The sequence below is a fragment of the Chryseobacterium sp. UF-290 genome, from assembly GCF_058245615.1.
The window spans coordinates 1-243 of sequence record NZ_JBSICB010000053.1 but is presented as its reverse complement, the minus strand read 5'-3'; the positions used below and the strand labels follow the sequence as shown (position 1 = coordinate 243).

Sequence of the window (243 nt, the reverse complement as noted above, 5' to 3'; positions counted from 1 at the left end):
CGAAGGTCATCGGTTCGAGTCCGGTTCCCGCTACTAAGCAAGTGTTGTCGGTAAACACTCTAAAAATACACCGCGGGGTGGAGCAGTAGGTAGCTCGTCGGGCTCATAACCCGAAGGTCGCACGTTCGAGTCGTGTCCCCGCTACTAAGATAAGTGCTTTCGGTAGCACTCTAAAAATACACCGCGGGATGGAGCAGTAGGTAGCTCGTCGGGCTCATAACCCGAAGGTCATCGGTTCGAGTC

Annotated in this window: 1 tRNA gene; it reads left to right on the top strand. The window is 54.3% G+C overall.

What is annotated here, in order from left to right:
- Window positions 1-71 precede the first annotated feature (71 nt).
- Window positions 72-144, top strand: a tRNA-Met gene (locus AC4IF5_RS20460).
- Window positions 145-243 lie beyond the last annotated feature (99 nt).